The sequence below is a fragment of the Paraglaciecola sp. 25GB23A genome (assembly GCF_040012495.1).
GTDB lineage: Bacteria > Pseudomonadota > Gammaproteobacteria > Enterobacterales > Alteromonadaceae > Paraglaciecola.
This window is the reverse complement of record NZ_JBDYKM010000005.1, coordinates 90,511-108,951: the sequence shown is the minus strand read 5'-3', so window position 1 is coordinate 108,951 and position 18,441 is coordinate 90,511. Positions and strand designations below refer to the sequence as shown.

The window sequence follows — 18,441 nt, the reverse complement described above, 5'->3', positions numbered from 1 at the left end:
CTGTATTGTATTATCATACTAGACAGTCTAGTATTTATTTCGTTCAAATTCTTTTGTTTTAACTCGGAAATTTTATGACAACACCTTCTACTACCGCACCAAGGATCGCTAAATCGGCATTTTGGATGATTGTCGTGCTCTCGTTTGCCGCCCTTGTTGCTCTGATGTGGGTATCTGGCCGAGGTCAAGTTAACACTAACCTGAGCGCAACACCTTCTCAAGTAGTTGATATTATGCCAATTAGTCTGACACAACAATATTTGGAAAAACGCGTCGCTGTGGGTCAAGTAGAAGCCAATCAATTATCTTCCTTGGGTTTTGATCGCCCCGGAGTGCTGATACAAACCTTAGTGGACGAGGGGCAAAGTGTGCTAGCAGGTCAGTTGATGGCAACGTTAGACGCGCAACGACTGGAAATTAATTTACAAGAAATCAACGCCACCCTAAGTCGAGTTGAAGCCGATTTGCGTTTAGCAAAATTATCCCAAAAACGTGTTGCCGAGTTGGTAGCAAAAAATCTTGAATCAAGTCAACGGCTTGACGAAGTGCTTGAAGCCACTGCAGTCGCCAATGCGGTAGTAGCCGAAATAACCGCTCGTAAAGCCAGTGTTGAAGTGGAACTGACTAAAACCCGATTATATGCACCTTTTGCTGGCATGGTAGTAAGTCGTGCTATTGATATTGGCACGGTCGTCAATGCCGGGCAGCCGATATTAGTTTTACAACAAGAAAATAACTTACAAGTTCGTATTGCTCTGCCAGCTGCTGAGGCACAACATTTTTCTGTGGCACAGCAGACTGAATTATTGTGGGCCCAACAGCCGATACAGGCTCAAGTCAAGTCCATTGCGCAACAACGTAATCTCAGTACCCGCACCATTGACGTACTTTTTACGATTGATTCTAGTGCGCAAATATTAGCGGGTGACTTGGTGACATTAGAACGTCAAATCGACATTGAACTGCCCGGTGCTTGGGTGCCCAGAACGGCACTGATTAGCGGCGTAAGAGGGCTATGGAGTATTTTTGTTGTTGAACAGAATGAGCAAGGTCAAGCTTATTTAGTTTCTAAATTGGTTGAAGTGAATTACGTGGATGATCTCAAGGTCTATGTGAGCGGTGCCCTCGCATCTGACTCACAAGTGGTCATCAATGGGGTGCATAAGTTAGTGCCTGGACAATTAGTGCAAACCCAATCTAAGCCCCTCAGTGCCCAAGATGAAAATAGCGGGTCAGTATTATGAGTTCAGCGCTATCAGGCCCTTGGTACAGTCTTTTTTTCCGCAATAAACATTTACTCATCTTAAGTATTTTAGTGGTGCTGGTGGCTGGTTTGTCGGCAGTAATGAACTTACCGCGGTTAGAAGATCCGCGCATTGATACGCGTAATGCATTAGTCATTACGCCCTATCCTGGAGCATCGGCTGAGCGAGTAGAGGCTCTGGTTACCGACGTAATCGAAGATGAGCTGCGTCAGTTGTATGAAATCCACGAAATTAAATCCACATCACGAGCCGGAATTTCAATTATCGTGCTTGAACTGCAAGCGTGGGTTGATAACAGTTCGAATGAACAAATTTTTTCGAAAATTCGTCAGGCACTAGGTGATGCTCAAAAAAAGTTTCCTCAGGGCGCTAGTGAACCAGTGCTGGATGAGCGACGAGGAGCCAATTCTTTTACCTTGTTGTTAGCCTTAAAGCCTGCTCAAGGTTACACCACATCGATGACGTTAGTGAGTCGTATGGCAGATGAATTGGCTGATCGTCTGCGTAATGTCAGTGGCACAGAACTGGTTAGGATCTACGGCGAGCTAGACGAAGAAATTAATGTCGCCATTGACCCTCATGAGCTTGAAATCGCCGGTTTAACGATTTCGCAGGCAAGTAGTGCGGTGAGTTATGCTGACCCTAAGGTACCAGCTGGCACTATACGTGGCAGTCTGCAAGATGTGCGTTTACAGGTGGCTGATGAACTCGATAGCCTTGAACGCGTCAGGCAATTACCCCTCAAAGCAAATTCACAGGGTGGCTTTTTACGCTTGGGTGATATAGCGCAAGTAACACGTGGCTGGCGCACGCCAGTAAATGACATCGCCTCGGTTAATGGCGAACAAGTTGTGTTTGTTGCGGCACGTATGCAAAGCACGGTGCGAGTAGACAAATGGACCGAAGAAGCAACCCTAGCGGTCGATGCCTTTAACCAGCAATTTGGGGCTACAGTGGCTGCTGATGTGGTATTTGAACAAAATATTTATACCGAAGATCGCCTATCGCAACTCGTGCAAAACCTGTTGTTGGGTTGTTTTGTAGTGATGTTGGTTGTGCTGTTTTTCATGGGCTTTCGTGCCTCTTGGATAGTCGGCTTGTCCTTACCTTTATGTGCGAGTTTTGTGATTTTTTCATTGAGCTTTTTTGATGAACAAATTCACCAAATGTCGATTTTTGGGATCATTATCGCCATTGGTTTATTAATCGATAATGCCATTGTCATCACCGATGAGATCCGTGCCAAACTCGCCCATACCACAATGCCCAGAATCGACGCATTAGTGAGCAGTATTCGCCACCTATTTGTCCCTCTGCTTGCCTCAACGTTGACAACCATCCTAGGTTTTATGCCGATTTTTCTATTACCGGGTAATATTGGTGATTTTATCGGCTCTATCGCTATTAGTGTGGTGATGGCCTTAATAGGCTCTTTGTTTATTTCCCTCACTATTATCGCGGCCTTAGCCGCACGCTTACTACCCCGTGGCGAAGTCGCCACCAATACTCACTGGTATCAACAAGGCATGCAATTGCCAGAAGTTAGTCAGCGCTTTAAGCAAATCTTAGAAAAAGCCCTTAAACGCCCCTTATTAGGTATATGTGCAACGCTCATTTTTGCACTTTCAGGTTTTTTCTTAGCCGCTCAACTTGGTAATGTATTTTTCCCCAGTGCGGATCGTGATCAGTTCGAAATTTACTTGTGGATGCCCGAAGGTACGCCGATAAAACAAACCGAAAATGTGGTGCTGCAAGCTAATCAAGTCATCAGTGAAGCGAGCGGGGTTAAACAGGTTACATGGCTGGTAGGGGGCTCTAGCCCTTCGGTTTACTATAATCAGGTGATGAATCGTGATAATTCACCGCATTTTGCCAATGCGGTGGTCAGTGTAGCTAGTGTTGCACGGGCTAAGGCCTTAATAAGTGAGCTGCAAACTCAGCTAGGTCAACAATTTCCCCAAGTTAAATTTGTAGTACGCGCCTTTGGTCAAGGTCCGCCTGTTAGTGCTCCGGTCGGATTTAAGATATTGGGGCCAGACATCGACCTACTTAATCAGCTTGGTGAGCAAGTGCGCTTTGCTATGACACAAGTGCCGGGTATTAGCCAAACTATTGCGTCTATTACCTTAGGTGAATCGGAACTGGTCTTAGATGCTAAACGTGATACCAGTCAATTGGCAGGTTTATCGCTGGTTGATATTGCTCAACAACTACAAATAGCCCTCAATGGTAAGCTTGGTGGTTCTATTCTTGAAGGTACCGAAGAGATTCCTATCCGTTTGAGAGTTGCCGAGCAACAGCGAGATTCTTTAGCTCTGGTACAGGCCTTGCCTCTACAAGCAATAACACAATCCAACACAACGAATGGTTTAAGTGTGGCCGCATTAGGTGAGTTTAAGTTGATGCCCAGTGTTGCAGGAATTACACGCCTAAATGGGGTGCGTGTTAATAACGTGGAAGCGTTTTTGTTGCCCGGTGCCACGGCCATTGATGTCAGCAATATGGTGCAGCAAAAGTTAGTTGAATTAAATTTCACCCTACCCAAAGGGTATCAGTTCAAAATGGCCGGTGATGCGGATAAACAGCAAGAAGCCTTGGGTCAATTGGCAACCTATTTGCCGGTACTACTGGTGTTGATGGTAACCACCTTAATTTTGTCTTTTAGTAGCTTACGTTTGGCCTTAGTTATTGGCGTAGTGGCGATATTGTCAGTCGGGATGGGCATGTTTAGCTTGTGGCTCTCGGGGTTACCTCTTGGATTTAATCCCTTATTGGCTTGCGCAGGGCTTATTGGTGTGGCAATTAACGGTTCAATTGTGGTGATCGCAGCAATTAATGCTAATCCACTTGCCAAAGTGGGAAATGTGCCGCACATTGTTGATGAAGTGATGGGCTGCAGTCGTCATATACTTTCAACGACTGTCACCACTGTGGGTGGTTTTGTGCCGCTGCTGCTGTTCAGTGAAGGTACCTTTTGGCCTCCTTTGGCAGTAGTTTTAGCTGGAGGCGTTGGATTTTCGATTATCCTATCTTTGATTTTTACGCCTCTAGTGGTGGCTTTGATGTATCGTCAAAAACAAACTAAAAAGGTGATAACAGCGTAAAAACATAAAACTAATTTAGTTGAGCGAATGTTAGAGCAGAAAAATCCGAAAAAATCATGGTGGAAGACAGACTGTCCCTACTGCAATCGCTGGCGCATGATAATATTGTGGGGCATTATTATGTATTTAGTTTTCACTTACTTTTGGCTTTAATCGATGCAAGATTTAATCGAAATCCGCCGCGCTGCGAAGCGCAATGTGCTAACTACGGCCATCATCGGTGGTTTAGGTTTATTGCTATCTAGCCAATTATTAATTTGGTTGCCAAAAAGTGCATATTTGATTGGCATCTTACTAACCAGCCTGTCGTTAGTGACGTTGCTGGTGGCCTACTTCAAATACCGTGAGCCATTACACAGTTTTGTGTTGTCGCGGGAAACCTTATTTTATCAACATAAAAATGGCACGTGGCGGCTTGAGTGGAATAATATCCAGCGTATGGCCGTGCCTCGTATCAGTCAGGGAGTTGAGCAAAAAGAGTTAGCTATGATTGGCATTAAGCTCAAGTCATATCAACCTTTTTTGGGCGCAATATCTCCTCGTTTAATGACTAATATTTTAATGGAACAGCGGCCATTACTGCTTTATGGTTTGGGCCTCGATCAGCAACTTAATTGCAAAAGCGGTGCGTGTTATGGCAATGGCTTATTAGAAGATGACCACTTCAAAGACAGTGACGGCCAAATTTATACCGGTATTCAAGCGATGTTGGCTAACCGGATGCAAAAGCTAAGGCAACAACTGGGTTTTGATATTTTTATTGCCGCTACTGAATTAGATCGTGACGAACATGATTTTGTCCAACTTTTGCAACAATGCCAGCAACAGGTATTACTAGACGGATCAGTTGAGTCATAAGGCGGTGCTCGCTTATTATCTTAGCATGATTAAATCGAGTGACATGGCATACAAACGAGGTAAGTTGTCATAATTCTAGGTAAACGACTATTTGTGCTAAGGTGTTTGTATAGCGTCAACTAATTAAGCACAAACAGTGCTGTTTGCTCATTAGTGAAATAACCTTGTATAGCTAATTAGCTAGGAATAACTTGAGCCATGGCCGAAAGTGAATCTGCAATCCCTCCCATCAAAAGTTTAAAACTAAAATTATTTTGGCTACCTTTTTTAATTCTGACTATCGGTTTTAGTATTGCAATCTATGCAGATAAACGTCAATCACTAGAAAATCAGCAATACATTGCAGCAAAGCTACAAGCAAGATTGAGTCTGATTAGTGAAACTGTCACGGACTGGGTAACCCTATACCAATATGGCTTGAGAGGACTAAAAGGCTCAATAATAACAGCAGGTATAGACCACTTTAACTATGCCAACATGCAAGCTTATAGCGCGTCGCGTAATGTTAACGAGGAATTTCCTGGCGCCAATGGCTTTGGCTTAATTCGCTATGTAAAGCCAGCTCAAATCGAGCAGTTTGTTGAATATGCTCGTCAAGACCGCCCTGACGGCATATTCAACCTGCGCCAATTAAATCAGCACTCAGATACTTTGTTTGTTATTCAATATATTGAGCCTGAGGATAGTAATAAGGCTGCCTTGGGTTTGGATATAGGTTCAGAGACTCATCGCCGCCATGCCGCAATAGAAGCCGCCAAATATAATGAAGTTAGGCTTACTGCGCCAATTAAATTAGTTCAAGTCAACGAGCAAACACCTTATGGTTTTTTAATTTTACTGCCTATCTATCGGGTAAATAGTTCGCTCACAAGCGCCCAAGATAGGCTAGAAAATATCCAGGGATGGGCATACGCCCCTATATTTGCCGATGATGTTTTAAACAGCAGTATTGCAACTCAGAGCGATGTCATACTGAGGATTAAAGATATTGAAGATGGCGCTGCAACGCTGTTTTATCAATTTGGTCTGATGGATGACGCCAGCATGGCTCCAGCAGCCACGGCTGCAATTCACCTTTATGGGCGAAATTGGAACTTGGAGCTCACAGCCAAACCTGCATTCATCGATTCACTGTTATTACCGACGCGGCATCAGACATTTTTTAATATCATCGGTCTGACCTTATTAGTTATGCTGCTGGTGTTCAGTGTTCATTTAACCTTGGCTCGAATTGCGCAGACATTAGCGCATAAAACAGAATTGTCGAAAGTAAAAGAAAATGCCTTAAGGCTGGCCAATATAGAACTTGAGAAAAAAGTATCGAAAAGAACGAAGCAAATTTCTCAAGTAAGTGCTTTGCAACGCAGTATTCTGGAAAGTGCGGGTTATGCGATTATTGCCACAGACGAAGACGGAGTCATTACCGTCTTTAATCCCGCGGCTGAAACTCTGCTTGGTTATTCTGCTTTAGAAGTCATAGGGTATGATAGCCCCGCATCTTTTCATCTTGTTGAAGAAGTGGTGGCTAGGGCCGCGGGACTTTCTAAGGAGTTTGGCTATACCATTGAGCCTGGCTTTGAGGTGTTTGTGGCCAAAGCCCGTTTGGCTTTAGTGGATATTAATCCTTGGACCTATGTGCATAAAAATGGTCGACATATTCCTGTTAAGCTAAATGTGAGTAGTTTACGCGACGAACAAGGTAATTTATTTGGCTTTTTAGGTATTGCTTACGACCAAACTGAACAATTAGAACATGAGAAAGTTATTGCTGAAGCAAGACTGATGGCCGAGCAAGCCAATGAGGCTAAATCAGCATTCTTAGCCAATATGAGTCATGAAATTCGCACGCCACTCAACGGAATTTATGGCACCTTGCAGGTTCTACAAAATGAAGTGGTGTCGATTCAAGGCCGAGAGCGCTTAGCAAAAGCTTTATACTCTTCTAAATGCCTGAATATTATTATCAATGACATTCTGGATTTTTCAAAAATTGAAGCCGGTAAACTTTTATTGGAAAATAGCCAATTCAATTTGTCTGAGCTACTTGAGTATTTGCGTGCAGATTTATCCATGATGGCCAGTACCAAGCACATCTCGTTTAATTTGATCAATGAGGTCACTCATCAATTTTGGCAGGGCGATCCAACTAGAATAAGGCAGGTCTTGTTAAATGTGGCTTCAAATGCCATTAAATTTACTCAAGTCGGTCATGTGAATTTGCGTGTGCACCATGAACTTGCAGAGCAAAGTCTAGTCTTTGAAGTTGAAGATACTGGAATAGGTATCGAGCAAGAACAGCAAAATAGGTTGTTTCAACGATTTGAGCAGGCTGATACTTCGATTACGCGCAAATTTGGCGGAACAGGATTAGGTTTGTCCATTACGCACTCGTTAGTCACTCTCATGGCTGGCCATATTGCGGTTAAAAGTGAAATCAAAGTCGGCAGCACTTTTACGGTCACCCTGCCGTTACAGCAAGCGGTTGCACCAACGATTGAACAACAAGACCTAAAAGCAGAAGACCTTAACTTTTCTGGTAAAACTATTTTGGTGGCGGAAGATAATGAAATAAACCAAATGGTTGTTCAAGCGATGTTAGAACCTACTCAGGCAAGCTTGATATTTGTATGGAATGGACTTGAAGCTGTCAATGTTCTAGAGACAGAGCATCCTGATGTTATTTTGATGGATATCCAAATGCCTGTGATGGATGGTATGGAAGCCTGTAGGCAAATTAAAGCAACTCACCCTGCTTTGCCCATTATAGCGCTAACAGCCAATGCGATGAGTGATGATATCAATCTATACCAGCGAGAGGGCTTCAGTGGCCATCTTGCTAAGCCGGTTGAACTGACCTTGTTATTACAGAAACTCCAGCAAACGCTTTTTACCTAGTTGCTGACAAAGGGTAGCCAACTAATATCATATTGCTCTGACGCCTAAATGCGTCGAATTCAGTTTAAATATTGCCCTTGTTTTACCTTTGTGATGGCGCTTTGTACCACGTCATTGAAGAGGATCATCTTTTTAGTTACTTGCTCAAACTGACCAAGCTTAAGCGCGATTTCTACTTCTTCGCAAAACTTATGTAGTTTAGTGACGCCAGTATAACAACAGGCCCCATGCAACTTATGAATAAAAGACTGCATTTCAGCGTAATCTTGCGCCATAAAAGATCGCTCTATATTAGTCTGTAAACTGGGCAACTGTTTAATAAACTGCGCTAGAATTTCCAATGCTGCCTGTTCATTATTATTTGTGCGTTTAAGTGCCAAGGACCAATCAAAATCTGCTAACTCAGGTGGTTTTTCTTCTACTTGCTGACACCAACGAATAATTAAATCCACTAAGTCAGATAAATCTACAGGTTTGGTTATGTAATCGTCCAGACCAGATGCCAATAAACGGTTTTGTTCCTCTTTAAAAGCGTGGGCTGTAACAGCAATGATCGGTGTGCCCAAATTCAATTCGGTTTGGCGAATACGTCGAGTGGTCTCAATACCATCCATGTGCGGCATTTGCACATCCATCAAAATTAGATCAAACTCATTTTCGTAACATTGTTTTACCGCATCTTTACCGCTATACGCGAGGGTCAACTGTAATTCAGTATTTCTAAACCACGTAGTGAGTAGGCGCAGATTAATTTCCATATCATCGACCGCTAGCACCCGCGCTTTTGGTAGTTTACTGAGACGTTCTTGAATATGGTCAGCCGGGCTCACTTGCGGTAAATGTAGTAAGTTAGTCAGACGACTAAAGGTCAGGGGCAGCCGCATTTTGTGTTCAAAATATTGACCTAAGTCAGTGCGTTGGCCAAGTGAGTTAGCACCAGAATAAAGTATGACTGACTGTTGGCGAGACATTTGGCGACAGGCCTCAAGAATGTTGGGTAATTCATCTTCTTTTCTGCTTGGAATAGATATAAATACCATATCGTAGTCAGCGCGTAATTTGCGCAAAAAGTCTAATGATTCAACTCCAGTTACATTTGCACCGAGGTTTTTCAGTAGTTTTACTGCGCTATAGCGTGAATAGGGCTCAGGGTCAAAATACACAATATTTTTACCCTGCCATTCACTGTCTTTTCGCAAAGCCAACTTAGTATTTAGTAAGTTGGTGCGCAAGGTTACGGTAAAAATACTTCCTTGCCCCGGTGAACTTTGCAAGTCAAGATCACCACGCATTAGCTTCACCAGTTCTTGACAAATAACCAGCCCCAGTCCAGTGCCTTGATAAGAGCGACTTAGGGCATCGTCTACTTGTGAAAACGCAGCGAATAACTTACGTCTATCTTCACGGCTAATACCTATGCCGGTATCTTCAATTTTAAACACCAGTTCGTAAATACCGTGTTCAAGAAATATACCTTTGACGGCCAAGCCGATGTGACCGTGATCAGTAAACTTGAGTGCATTGCCCAATAAATTATTCAAAATTTGTTTTATGCGGTAACTATCACCAATTAACTTCTCTGGTAAAGGAGATAGCTCATAATTAAATTCTAAACTTTTCAAATGAGCAGATTTGGCCATAACACCCACTAAATCTTCGATCATTTGGGTGGGGGAAAAAGCATGATTATTGATGCGAAGTTTACCTGCTTCAATTTTTGAAAAATCGAGTACGTCATTGACGATTGATAGCAAGTTATCCGCTGCCGCATTAATAATATTAACTTGTTCTTGTTTTTCAGGGCTTAAACCAGAGGAGTTTAGCTCTTTACTAAAACCGAGAATGGCGTTGAGTGGTGTGCGAATCTCATGACTCATGTTGGCTAAAAACTGTGATTTTACGTTGCTGGCATTAATCGCTTCTTTGCGGGCAATATCTAAGCGCGCATTTTGCTCTTCCACCAGTTCGATATTATTGCGCAGGTCATTGGTTGCTTGGTTGATTTCTACCTCTAATTGATGACGAGTCTTATCCATTAAAGCTAATGAAAACAAACCTGCTTCGAGGAAAACGCCAAATTGAAAACAATAGGTAGTAAAAAAATTAGAGGGAAAAACGCCAACTAAACTGAGCATACCAATAATGGCTGCGGCAGCGAGTATGCTCCAAGCAAATATAAAATAACGGGCAGCATAAAATTGATTGTTATAACTTTCAAATCCGGCACAGGTATAGCTGCTAATCGCAATTAAACTAACCAAGTAAACCAAAGATGATTGCCATATTGGCGGGAAGAGACTAACCACAGAGCACAAACCTAAAATACTTAATAGTATTATGCTCGACGCGACCACCCGATAACTTTTAGGCGCTGTTCTTTGAATGTCTAAAAAGACACAGGTAAATAGACCCGAAAAAACCCCAATAATGATAAAGATCAGGTCGGTGTGTTCATTTTCCCAACGAGAGAATCCCTCAGGCATGACTAAGTGCGAGTGTCCGCTCCAAACAAACTGCCAAATGATTACCGCAGCAATATAACTAACATAAGCAATTAAACTTTTTTCTCTGATCCCTAGAAATAAAACAAAATTATAAATAGCCAAGATCAGTAAGCCGCCATAAAACAAGCCCCACAACAAATTATCGTAAAAGTTGATTTTTTCATGATAGTGATGAGTTTGAATGTCTACGGGAGCAACTAGACTAGAATGCGCGCTTTCGATGCGAATAAACAAAGAAACTGTTTGTGCATAAGGAAGTTCGGTTTTGAGAGTGGGCAAGCGATAATGCTGACCAAAACGCGCCTTGCCTTGCTGAGTTTGAGATATAATTTTATCTTCGAGTAATATGTAGATGTCGACTTTTTCTAATTGACTAAACGCAACATCGATCACCCAATCATCAACGTCGGTTACATTGCTAATAGTGGTATAGAGCCATGCGCCTTTATCGGTAAAACCGTAATTGGGATTGTCACCCGACTGCCAAACAAAGCGGTCAATCTGCTGATTGACTTGCTGTACTGTGAGTTGCTGGTCTTCTTCGAAGAGAATTTTTAGTTGGCCGGATAACCTAATAGAGCTAGACGTTTCGATAAGCTGCACAGTGCTTTGAGCATAGCTTTGGCTTGAAATTAACAACAATAAAAGCATAACTAAACGACAGATAAGGTCTGGCATGTCACGTCGGTCTGGGTCGAATCAATAATGTCATTAAACCATTTGCACCTTGTCTTAGGCAATCTCTACCGTTCGACTAACAGATAACGTATGATAAAAACTGACGATTACCTTAAAAATTGACCTAAATATGAGCAGTAAATTTTCTTTTCTAACCCTAGTGCTACTAGTCGCTTGTCATGTTAGTGCCGCAGAGCAAACTGCACTTCCATTGGAAAAACTCAAATTACCAGCGGGATACCAAATATCCGTTTTTGCCCAAAATGTTAAAAATGCCCGGCAAATGGCTGTCAGTCAACAGGGCATTGTATTCGTTGGTAGTCGAGACGCGGGCTTAGTGCATGCCGTTATTGATAGTAATGGTGATGGTGTGGCTGAGCAGGTCATAAAAATTGCGAGTGGCCTCAATATGCCATCAGGGCTGACAATACATCAGGGCGACTTGTATGTTGCTGAGGTCGACCGCATTTTAAAGTATGCCGATATTGAACAACATTATCAAAACTTACCTCCACCTGAAGTGGTAGTGAGTGCTCTACCCAGTGAAAAACATCATGGTTGGAAATATATTGCTTTTGGCCCAGATGGTTGGTTATACGTGCCCGTTGGTGCCCCGTGTAATATTTGTGAAACGAATGGGGGAGAGCAATTTGATGATCCACGTTTTGCTTCAATTCTGCGTTTTAATTTAGCCACTGGTGAAAAGCAATGGGTAGCCAAAGGTGTGCGCAACAGCGTAGGTTTTGACTGGCACCCTGTTACTCAGCAGTTTTGGTTTAGTGATAATGGTCGCGATATGTTGGGTGATGATATTCCTCCTTGCGAACTTAATGCGGTAACAGTGCCTGGGGAGCATTTCGGTTTCCCCTATTTTCATGGTGGTAGTTTGGCTGATCCGCATTTTGGGCAGGGTAAAAAGAGCTCTACTTACACCGCGCCAAAATTAAATTTAATGGCTCATGTAGCTCCTTTGGGCATTCATTTTTATGCCGGAGCAATGTTTGACTCTAAGATGCAGAACCGCTTGTTTGTGGCTGAACACGGTTCATGGAATCGTACTCAAAAGTCAGGTTATCGAGTGATGATGGCAACAGTAGAAAATGGCAAGGTTAGCGATTATCAACCTTTTGTAGAGGGTTGGTTAAATAGCGATAATACCGCTTGGGGACGTCCTGCTGCCATTACTTCCTTAGCCGATGGTAGTTTGTTAATTGCCGATGATTTCGCCAACGTTATTTATAGGGTAACCTACCATCAGCCATAAAACAGTTTGTAACAGAGCAAGGCTTGTATTAGATTTTTGTTTGGTAGTTTTATCGGTTTGCCATAAGGTAGTATCAACGTAGCAATGTAATCAGCATAAGCCTTGCTGTATTGAAAATAACAATAAATAGTGAATCCAGTTTTATATGAGTCAAGATACGATAATTAACAAAGATGGCATCGAACAATTGGCGATGCGTGACTTTACCGAGCAATCATACTTAAACTATTCTATGTACGTCATTATGGATCGAGCTTTGCCACATATTGGTGACGGCTTGAAACCAGTGCAGCGGCGCATTGTTTATGCTATGTCAGAACTTGGTCTGAGCAACAATGCAAAATACAAAAAATCCGCACGAACAGTCGGTGATGTATTAGGTAAGTTTCATCCTCACGGTGACTCGGCCTGTTATGAAGCCATGGTATTGATGGCACAGCCTTTTTCTTATCGTTATCCCTTGGTTGATGGGCAAGGTAACTGGGGCGCGCCAGACGACCCTAAATCCTTTGCGGCCATGCGTTATACCGAATCACGTCTGTCTAAGTTTAGTGAAGTATTGCTCACTGAGCTGGGTCAGGGCACAGTAGACTGGCAGCCAAATTTTGATGGCACCTTAGATGAACCTAAAGTTTTACCCGCACGCTTACCGCATATACTCCTTAACGGTATTACTGGTATTGCTGTTGGTATGGCAACGGATATTCCGCCGCATAATGTGCGCGAAATAGCCAATGCCTGTGCCTTGTTGCTTGACAATAGTAAAGCTGAACTCAGTGAACTACTCGCCTTCGTTAAAGGACCTGATTATCCCACTGAAGCTGAGATCATTACGCCAACCGATGAAATCGCAAAAATTTATGAGACTGGGCGAGGCTCAATTAGAATGCGCGCGGTTTATCATGAAGACAACGGTGATATTATTATTACCGCTTTACCTCATCAGGCTTCTGGTGGAAAGATACTAGAGCAAATTGCCGCGCAAATGCAGGCTAAAAAGCTGCCTATGGTGAGTGATCTGCGAGATGAATCTGATCATGAAAATCCCACACGATTACTCATCACACCGCGCTCCAACCGCGTTGACATAGAACAATTGATGCAACATTTGTTTGCCACCACAGATTTAGAAAAGAGTTATCGCGTAAATATTAATATGATCGGTTTAGACGGCCGTCCAAAAGTTAAAAATCTGCAACAAATTCTCAGTGAATGGTTAATTTTCAGAAAAGACACGGTAGTGCGCCGTTTGCAGTATCGTCTTGATAAAGTACTTGCAAGACTGCATATTCTTGAAGGTTTAATGGTTGCCTTTTTGAATATTGACGAAGTGATTCGCATTATTCGTTATGAAGAGCAGCCTAAACAAGAATTGATGAATCGATTCGCTTTATCTGATATTCAGGCAGAAGCTATTCTTGATCTGAAATTGCGCCATTTGGCCAAATTAGAAGAAATGAAGATCAAAGGCGAACAAGACGAATTGGCCTTAGAGCGTGATCAATTGCAATTGTTACTGGGCTCTGAACAACGTTTGAAAACATTAATTAAGAAAGAAATTTTAGCCGCCGCAGAATTATACGGTGACGATCGTCGTTCACCCATCGTGGCCCGTGGCGAATCAAAAGCCCTCAGCGAAAAAGAACTGATGCCTTCAGAGTCCGTCACGGTTGTGGTCTCTGAAAAAGGCTGGGCCCGCTGTGCTAAGGGTCATGATGTTGACGTCCATGGTTTAAGTTACAAAGCGGGTGATAGTTTTCTAACCAGTGCCAAGGGGCGCAGTAATCAGCAAGCGGTTTTTGTTGATTCATCTGGGCGCACCTTTTCTTGTGATGCCCACAGTTTAGCTTCAGCCCGCAGCCAAGGCGAGCCGCTTACTGGTCGTTTCAATATCGTCGGTGGTGAAAATGTTGAACATGTGGTGATGGGCAAAGATGAGCAGCAATATCTAATGGCCTCTGATGCGGGTTATGGCTTTGTGGGCCAGTTCAGTGACATGGTGAGTAAAAATAAGGCGGGTAAAGCGTATTTGTCTTTGTCAAACGGCGCCAAAGTCATTGCTCCGCAAGTGTTGAAAAATCTTGAGTCAGATTGGTGTTTAGCCATTTCCAGTGAAGGTCGTATGTTAATGTTCCCCTTACGCGACTTACCCGTGTTAGGTAAAGGCAAAGGCAACAAGCTAATTAGTATTCCTTCGGCACGAGCCGCTTCTCGTGAAGAATATGTCAAAGTGCTTAGCGTTGTTCCGGATGGAGCCAGTATCAAAATTCTATCTGGTAAACGTGGTATGAGTTTATCCGCTGCTGATTTGACGCATTATCAAGGTGAACGGGGCCGCAGAGGAAATAAGCTACCACGAGGACTGCAACGAGTTGATGGGGTGGAAGTCGAGTTAGCTAAAACCACTCCTAATACTGGCGATGGGCTATTACCGCCGCTAGGTGAAGGTAGTGAATAGTTTTTGTGTCGAATCGCTGTGAGGTTCGTGAGTTAAACTTAACAATTAGGGAAATACTTAAATGAGTCAATTTGCATCGGTTTTTGTGGTTCTGCTGACCTTATTTTTGTTTGCTTGTGAGCAGAGTAGTGATGAAATTGAAGTTAACTTTGTTGAGTTAAAACAAGGCTTACTCAAAGGACGTATTATTCCTCAGTTGGGCGTGGTGTCTTTTAGAGGTATTCCCTACGCTCAGCCTCCGATCGCGGACCTTAGGTGGCGAGCACCTAAAGCCCCACAGCCTTGGAAAGGGGTGAAGAACGCTGATGATTTTGGTCATAAATGCATGCAAAATGCATTGTTTAGTGATATGCAATTTCGCGCTTCGGGTATGAGTGAAGACTGCTTAGTCTTGAACATATGGTCGCCGGTAGAACGCTCTGCAGGGCCATTGCCTGTCTTAGTGTATTTCTATGGCGGTGGTTTTATAGCGGGAGATGGTTCTGAAAATCGCTACGATGGCGCTGATATGGCGTCAAATGGTGTTGTCACAGTCACTGTGAATTATCGTCTTGGCGTATTTGGCTTTTTGGCTCATCCTGAACTCAGCTCTGAAAGTGGTTATGGTGGTTCGGGAAACTATGGTTTATTAGATCAGCAAGCCGCCCTTATCTGGGTGGCAAAGAATATAGAGATTTTTGGAGGCGATCCAAGCAAAATAACCATCGCGGGAGAGTCAGCAGGATCGATATCTGCCAGTGCACAAACCTTAGCGCCAGATTCTATCCCTTTAATTGCGGGCGTGGTTGGCGAAAGTGGTTCGATAATGGGGCGGTTTGTTACACCACTGCTTCAGAGCGAAAGACAGGGCATACTCTTTGCCGAAGCCGTACATGAAGGTGAAGATGCAAGCATCGTTGCTCTGCGGAACATACCTGCTGAAGAATTATTAGCAAGGGCAAGCGAGGCTGGATTTGAACAACTAATGCCCACTATTGATGGAAAATTTCTGCTAGACAGTCCCCAAAAATTATTTGCGCAGAAGAAGTTTGCCGATGTGCCAATCTTAGCTGGTGTTAATTCTCAAGAAGGGAGTTTTCAACAATTGTTTGCTGAAACTGAGGTTAATCAAGAGAATTTTTTACTGGCCTTGCAGCAATTATATCCAGATGCTTACGAAAGAGTTGCTGCGCTTTATCCTGGCGAGACCCCTGAACAACTGAAGTTAGCAGCTCAAGACCTGATGAGCGACCGTTTTATTAGTGAGTCCACATGGAATTGGATTGAAGCCGCGAGCGCTAATGGCAAGGCAGATTCTTATTATTATCTTTATGATCATGTACGCCCGGCGATGAAATCTATTTACAACGGCGGTGCAGATGTTGAGATCACCGACTTAGGTGCGGTGCATTCTGCTGAAATTGAATACTTTTTAGGTAACCTAGACGTAAATCACATTTACCACTGGGAAAAAGAAGATCATCAGGTATCGTTGGTAGCACAACAATATTTGATTAATTTTATTAAAACGGGAAACCCGAATAATGAAATGTTGCCAGACTGGCCAAGCTTTCAAACCAATCAACAACTTATAATAAAATTACAACCAGAGGTTGTTGGAGTAGAGAAACTGCGGCAGCGCTACCAAGCCTTATCCAGTCTCTAATATGGTTACATTAGCTTTAGCTGGCTTATTTAACCTCAACTCGAGTTGAGCTTATTTAGGCTCAATTTCGCTGACATAGCGTTTAACCGATAATAACGAACCACTCAAGCCTAAAAAGACCGATACACCTAACATAACAAATAAGGTGTTGCCGTCTATGCCGGTGACATTAAAGTTTTTCTGATACAACTCACTGACGGCAGCAACACTGCTACTCATCCACCACAGCAATAATATGACCGCAAACCAAGCCAATAAACCGCCAAGTAAGCCATACCAAAAGCCGGTGTAAAGGAAAGGACGTTGAATAAAAGCGTCTGTGGCACCGACTAATTTCATCACTAAAATTTCATCTTTTTTATTAAGAATATTTAATCTTATAGTATTGCCAATTATCAGAACAACGGCTAAAAACAATAATACTGCGATAACGGTCACTAGCTCTTGCGCAACGCTTAATAGCGCATGTAGGCGTTCCAACCATTCAATATCGAGTTTGCCGATGTCGACCTCGCGCTCTTTGCGTAATTTCTCGAGTAACAGGCGCGCGGCGGTAGGTCCAGCATGTCGCTCGGTAGGAATGACCAAAACCACATTTGGTAGGGGGTTTTTATCCAAATAAGCAATAGCATCACCAAAACCTGATAATTGCTTAAACTCCTCTAAGGCATCACTCGCCGGAATATAATGAATGGTATTTATCTCAGGCCAAAGTTGAATGCGGGTTAGCAGTTGATTAACATCTGCGGGGTTAATATCTTGTTTTAAAAATAGGGATATTTCTGAAGCTTGTTGCCAGCCAGAGCTGATATTTTCGGCATTTTTTACCATGACATACAGGGTACTAGGCAGGGTAATACTTAAACCTAACACGCCGATGGTCATGATTGAGGATACTCTGGAACGCCATAATTCCCCCAAACTGCCAAGGGCTTGCCTCAAGTGGCTGACAAAAAACATCAAAAATCGTTGCACGGCTGAAACCTGAGATATCTGGGCTCCTTGGGCTCGGCCCTTAAATAAGATACTCATTGTTATCGCCCTCCCTGCAAAACGGCTCGGTATTGCGGATAATTAAACATAAAAATCATTGTCTGGCATCTCGTCCGCTAGACCATCGGTGATCATTTGGCCACTTTTTAAAGTCAAAGTTCGATACTTCATTCTCGCAATCAGCCCCAAGTCATGGGTCGCAATAAAAACTGATACGCCTGCCTGGTTGAAATTCTCAAATAACTTAATAATTTCCATCGATAGCTTGGGATCTAAATTACCAGTGGGCTCATCAGCCAGTAACAAAGGCGGTTTATTAACGATAGCTCGGGCAATGCCAACTCGTTGTTGCTCGCCACCTGATAGCGTGATGGGGATGTTTTTTATTTTGTCGCGCAGACCAACCATTTCAAGTGAGGCATGCACCCGCTTGGTAATTTCTTTATGAGAATAGCCCTCGATAACCAGCGGCAAAGCGACGTTGTCATAAACACTTTTATCCATCAATAATTGATGGCTTTGAAAAATCATGCCGATATCGCGGCGAATATAGGCGATTTGTTTGCGTTCAATTGCACCTAAATCATGTCCGTTGATAAAAACTTTACCAACGGTGGGTCGTTCCATAATGCTAATCAATTTCAAAATGGTGCTTTTTCCGGCACCTGAATGGCCAGTTAGAAAGGCCATTTCTCCCGGCTCGATATGAAAGTCCACCTTACGTAGTGCCTGTTGACCCCCTGCGTAAGTTTTACTGACTTGGGCAAATTTAATCAT

10 protein-coding genes are annotated in these 18,441 nt (G+C 43.1%); 7 read left to right on the top strand and 3 right to left on the bottom strand.

Annotated features, from left to right (window positions below):
• Window positions 1–74: 74 nt before the first annotated feature.
• The 4 genes from ABKW31_RS10855 (at window position 75) to ABKW31_RS10840 (ending at window position 8,122) form a co-directional block, all read left to right on the top strand.
• The gene (locus ABKW31_RS10855; protein ID WP_348616371.1) at window positions 75–1,244 is read left to right on the top strand and encodes an efflux RND transporter periplasmic adaptor subunit; all 1,170 of its coding nucleotides are present in this window, start codon (window positions 75–77) and stop codon (window positions 1,242–1,244) included.
• Entirely contained in the window at window positions 1,241–4,369 is a 3,129-nt protein-coding gene (locus ABKW31_RS10850) for an efflux RND transporter permease subunit (protein WP_348616370.1), read from the top strand. Before ABKW31_RS10855 ends, ABKW31_RS10850 begins: the two co-directional genes overlap by 4 nt.
• A gap of 156 nt (window positions 4,370–4,525) precedes the next feature.
• Window positions 4,526–5,227, top strand: a complete 702-nt coding sequence (locus ABKW31_RS10845) for a DUF2982 domain-containing protein (RefSeq protein WP_348616369.1) — start codon at window positions 4,526–4,528, stop codon at window positions 5,225–5,227.
• 198 nt (window positions 5,228–5,425) lie between these two features.
• On the top strand, window positions 5,426–8,122 hold the full coding sequence (locus tag ABKW31_RS10840) for a CHASE domain-containing protein (RefSeq protein ID WP_348616368.1): 2,697 nt from the start codon (window positions 5,426–5,428) through the stop codon (window positions 8,120–8,122).
• 59 nt (window positions 8,123–8,181) lie between these two features.
• On the opposite strand, the gene ABKW31_RS10835 is transcribed toward ABKW31_RS10840, so the two are convergent.
• Complete coding sequence (locus tag ABKW31_RS10835) at window positions 8,182–11,304, bottom strand: 7TM diverse intracellular signaling domain-containing protein (RefSeq protein WP_348616367.1); 3,123 nt, start codon at window positions 11,302–11,304, stop codon at window positions 8,182–8,184.
• 130 nt (window positions 11,305–11,434) lie between these two features.
• Here ABKW31_RS10835 and ABKW31_RS10830 point away from each other — a divergent pair, with 130 nt between their 5' ends.
• The 3 genes from ABKW31_RS10830 to ABKW31_RS10820 all read left to right on the top strand — a co-directional run bounded on the left by ABKW31_RS10830 (window position 11,435) and on the right by ABKW31_RS10820 (window position 16,671).
• Window positions 11,435–12,568, top strand: coding sequence for a PQQ-dependent sugar dehydrogenase (locus tag ABKW31_RS10830; protein WP_348616366.1), 1,134 nt, complete (start codon window positions 11,435–11,437; stop codon window positions 12,566–12,568).
• A 145-nt stretch (window positions 12,569–12,713) separates the two neighbouring features.
• The gene (gene parC, locus ABKW31_RS10825; protein WP_348616365.1) at window positions 12,714–15,026 is read left to right on the top strand and encodes a DNA topoisomerase IV subunit A; all 2,313 of its coding nucleotides are present in this window, start codon (window positions 12,714–12,716) and stop codon (window positions 15,024–15,026) included.
• A 61-nt stretch (window positions 15,027–15,087) separates the two neighbouring features.
• On the top strand, window positions 15,088–16,671 hold the full coding sequence (locus ABKW31_RS10820) for a carboxylesterase family protein (protein ID WP_348616364.1): 1,584 nt from the start codon (window positions 15,088–15,090) through the stop codon (window positions 16,669–16,671).
• A gap of 51 nt (window positions 16,672–16,722) precedes the next feature.
• Here the strand turns inward: ABKW31_RS10820 and ftsX are convergent, their stop codons facing one another.
• Together ftsX and ftsE are read right to left on the bottom strand one after the other, a co-directional pair.
• Window positions 16,723–17,703: a permease-like cell division protein FtsX gene (gene ftsX, locus ABKW31_RS10815; RefSeq protein ID WP_348616363.1), complete on the bottom strand. Its 981-nt coding sequence runs from the start codon at window positions 17,701–17,703 to the stop codon at window positions 16,723–16,725.
• A 42-nt stretch (window positions 17,704–17,745) separates the two neighbouring features.
• Window positions 17,746–18,441, bottom strand: a complete 696-nt coding sequence (gene ftsE / locus ABKW31_RS10810) for a cell division ATP-binding protein FtsE (RefSeq protein WP_348616362.1) — start codon at window positions 18,439–18,441, stop codon at window positions 17,746–17,748.

Bases quoted from the DNA above. Each gene is read 5' to 3' on its own strand.
- parC (WP_348616365.1), top strand. From the start codon at position 12,714: ATGAGTCAAGATACGATAATTAACAAAGATGGCATCGAACAATTGGCG.
- ABKW31_RS10820 (WP_348616364.1), top strand. From the start codon at position 15,088: ATGAGTCAATTTGCATCGGTTTTTGTGGTTCTGCTGACCTTATTTTTG.
- ABKW31_RS10850 (WP_348616370.1), top strand. From the start codon at position 1,241: ATGAGTTCAGCGCTATCAGGCCCTTGGTACAGTCTTTTTTTCCGCAAT.
- ABKW31_RS10855 (WP_348616371.1), top strand. From the start codon at position 75: ATGACAACACCTTCTACTACCGCACCAAGGATCGCTAAATCGGCATTT.
- ftsE (WP_348616362.1), bottom strand. From the start codon at position 18,441: ATGATTAAATTTGCCCAAGTCAGTAAAACTTACGCAGGGGGTCAACAG.
- ftsX (WP_348616363.1), bottom strand. From the start codon at position 17,703: ATGAGTATCTTATTTAAGGGCCGAGCCCAAGGAGCCCAGATATCTCAG.
- ABKW31_RS10840 (WP_348616368.1), top strand. From the start codon at position 5,426: ATGGCCGAAAGTGAATCTGCAATCCCTCCCATCAAAAGTTTAAAACTA.
- ABKW31_RS10845 (WP_348616369.1), top strand. From the start codon at position 4,526: ATGCAAGATTTAATCGAAATCCGCCGCGCTGCGAAGCGCAATGTGCTA.
- ABKW31_RS10835 (WP_348616367.1), bottom strand. From the start codon at position 11,304: ATGCCAGACCTTATCTGTCGTTTAGTTATGCTTTTATTGTTGTTAATT.
- ABKW31_RS10830 (WP_348616366.1), top strand. From the start codon at position 11,435: ATGAGCAGTAAATTTTCTTTTCTAACCCTAGTGCTACTAGTCGCTTGT.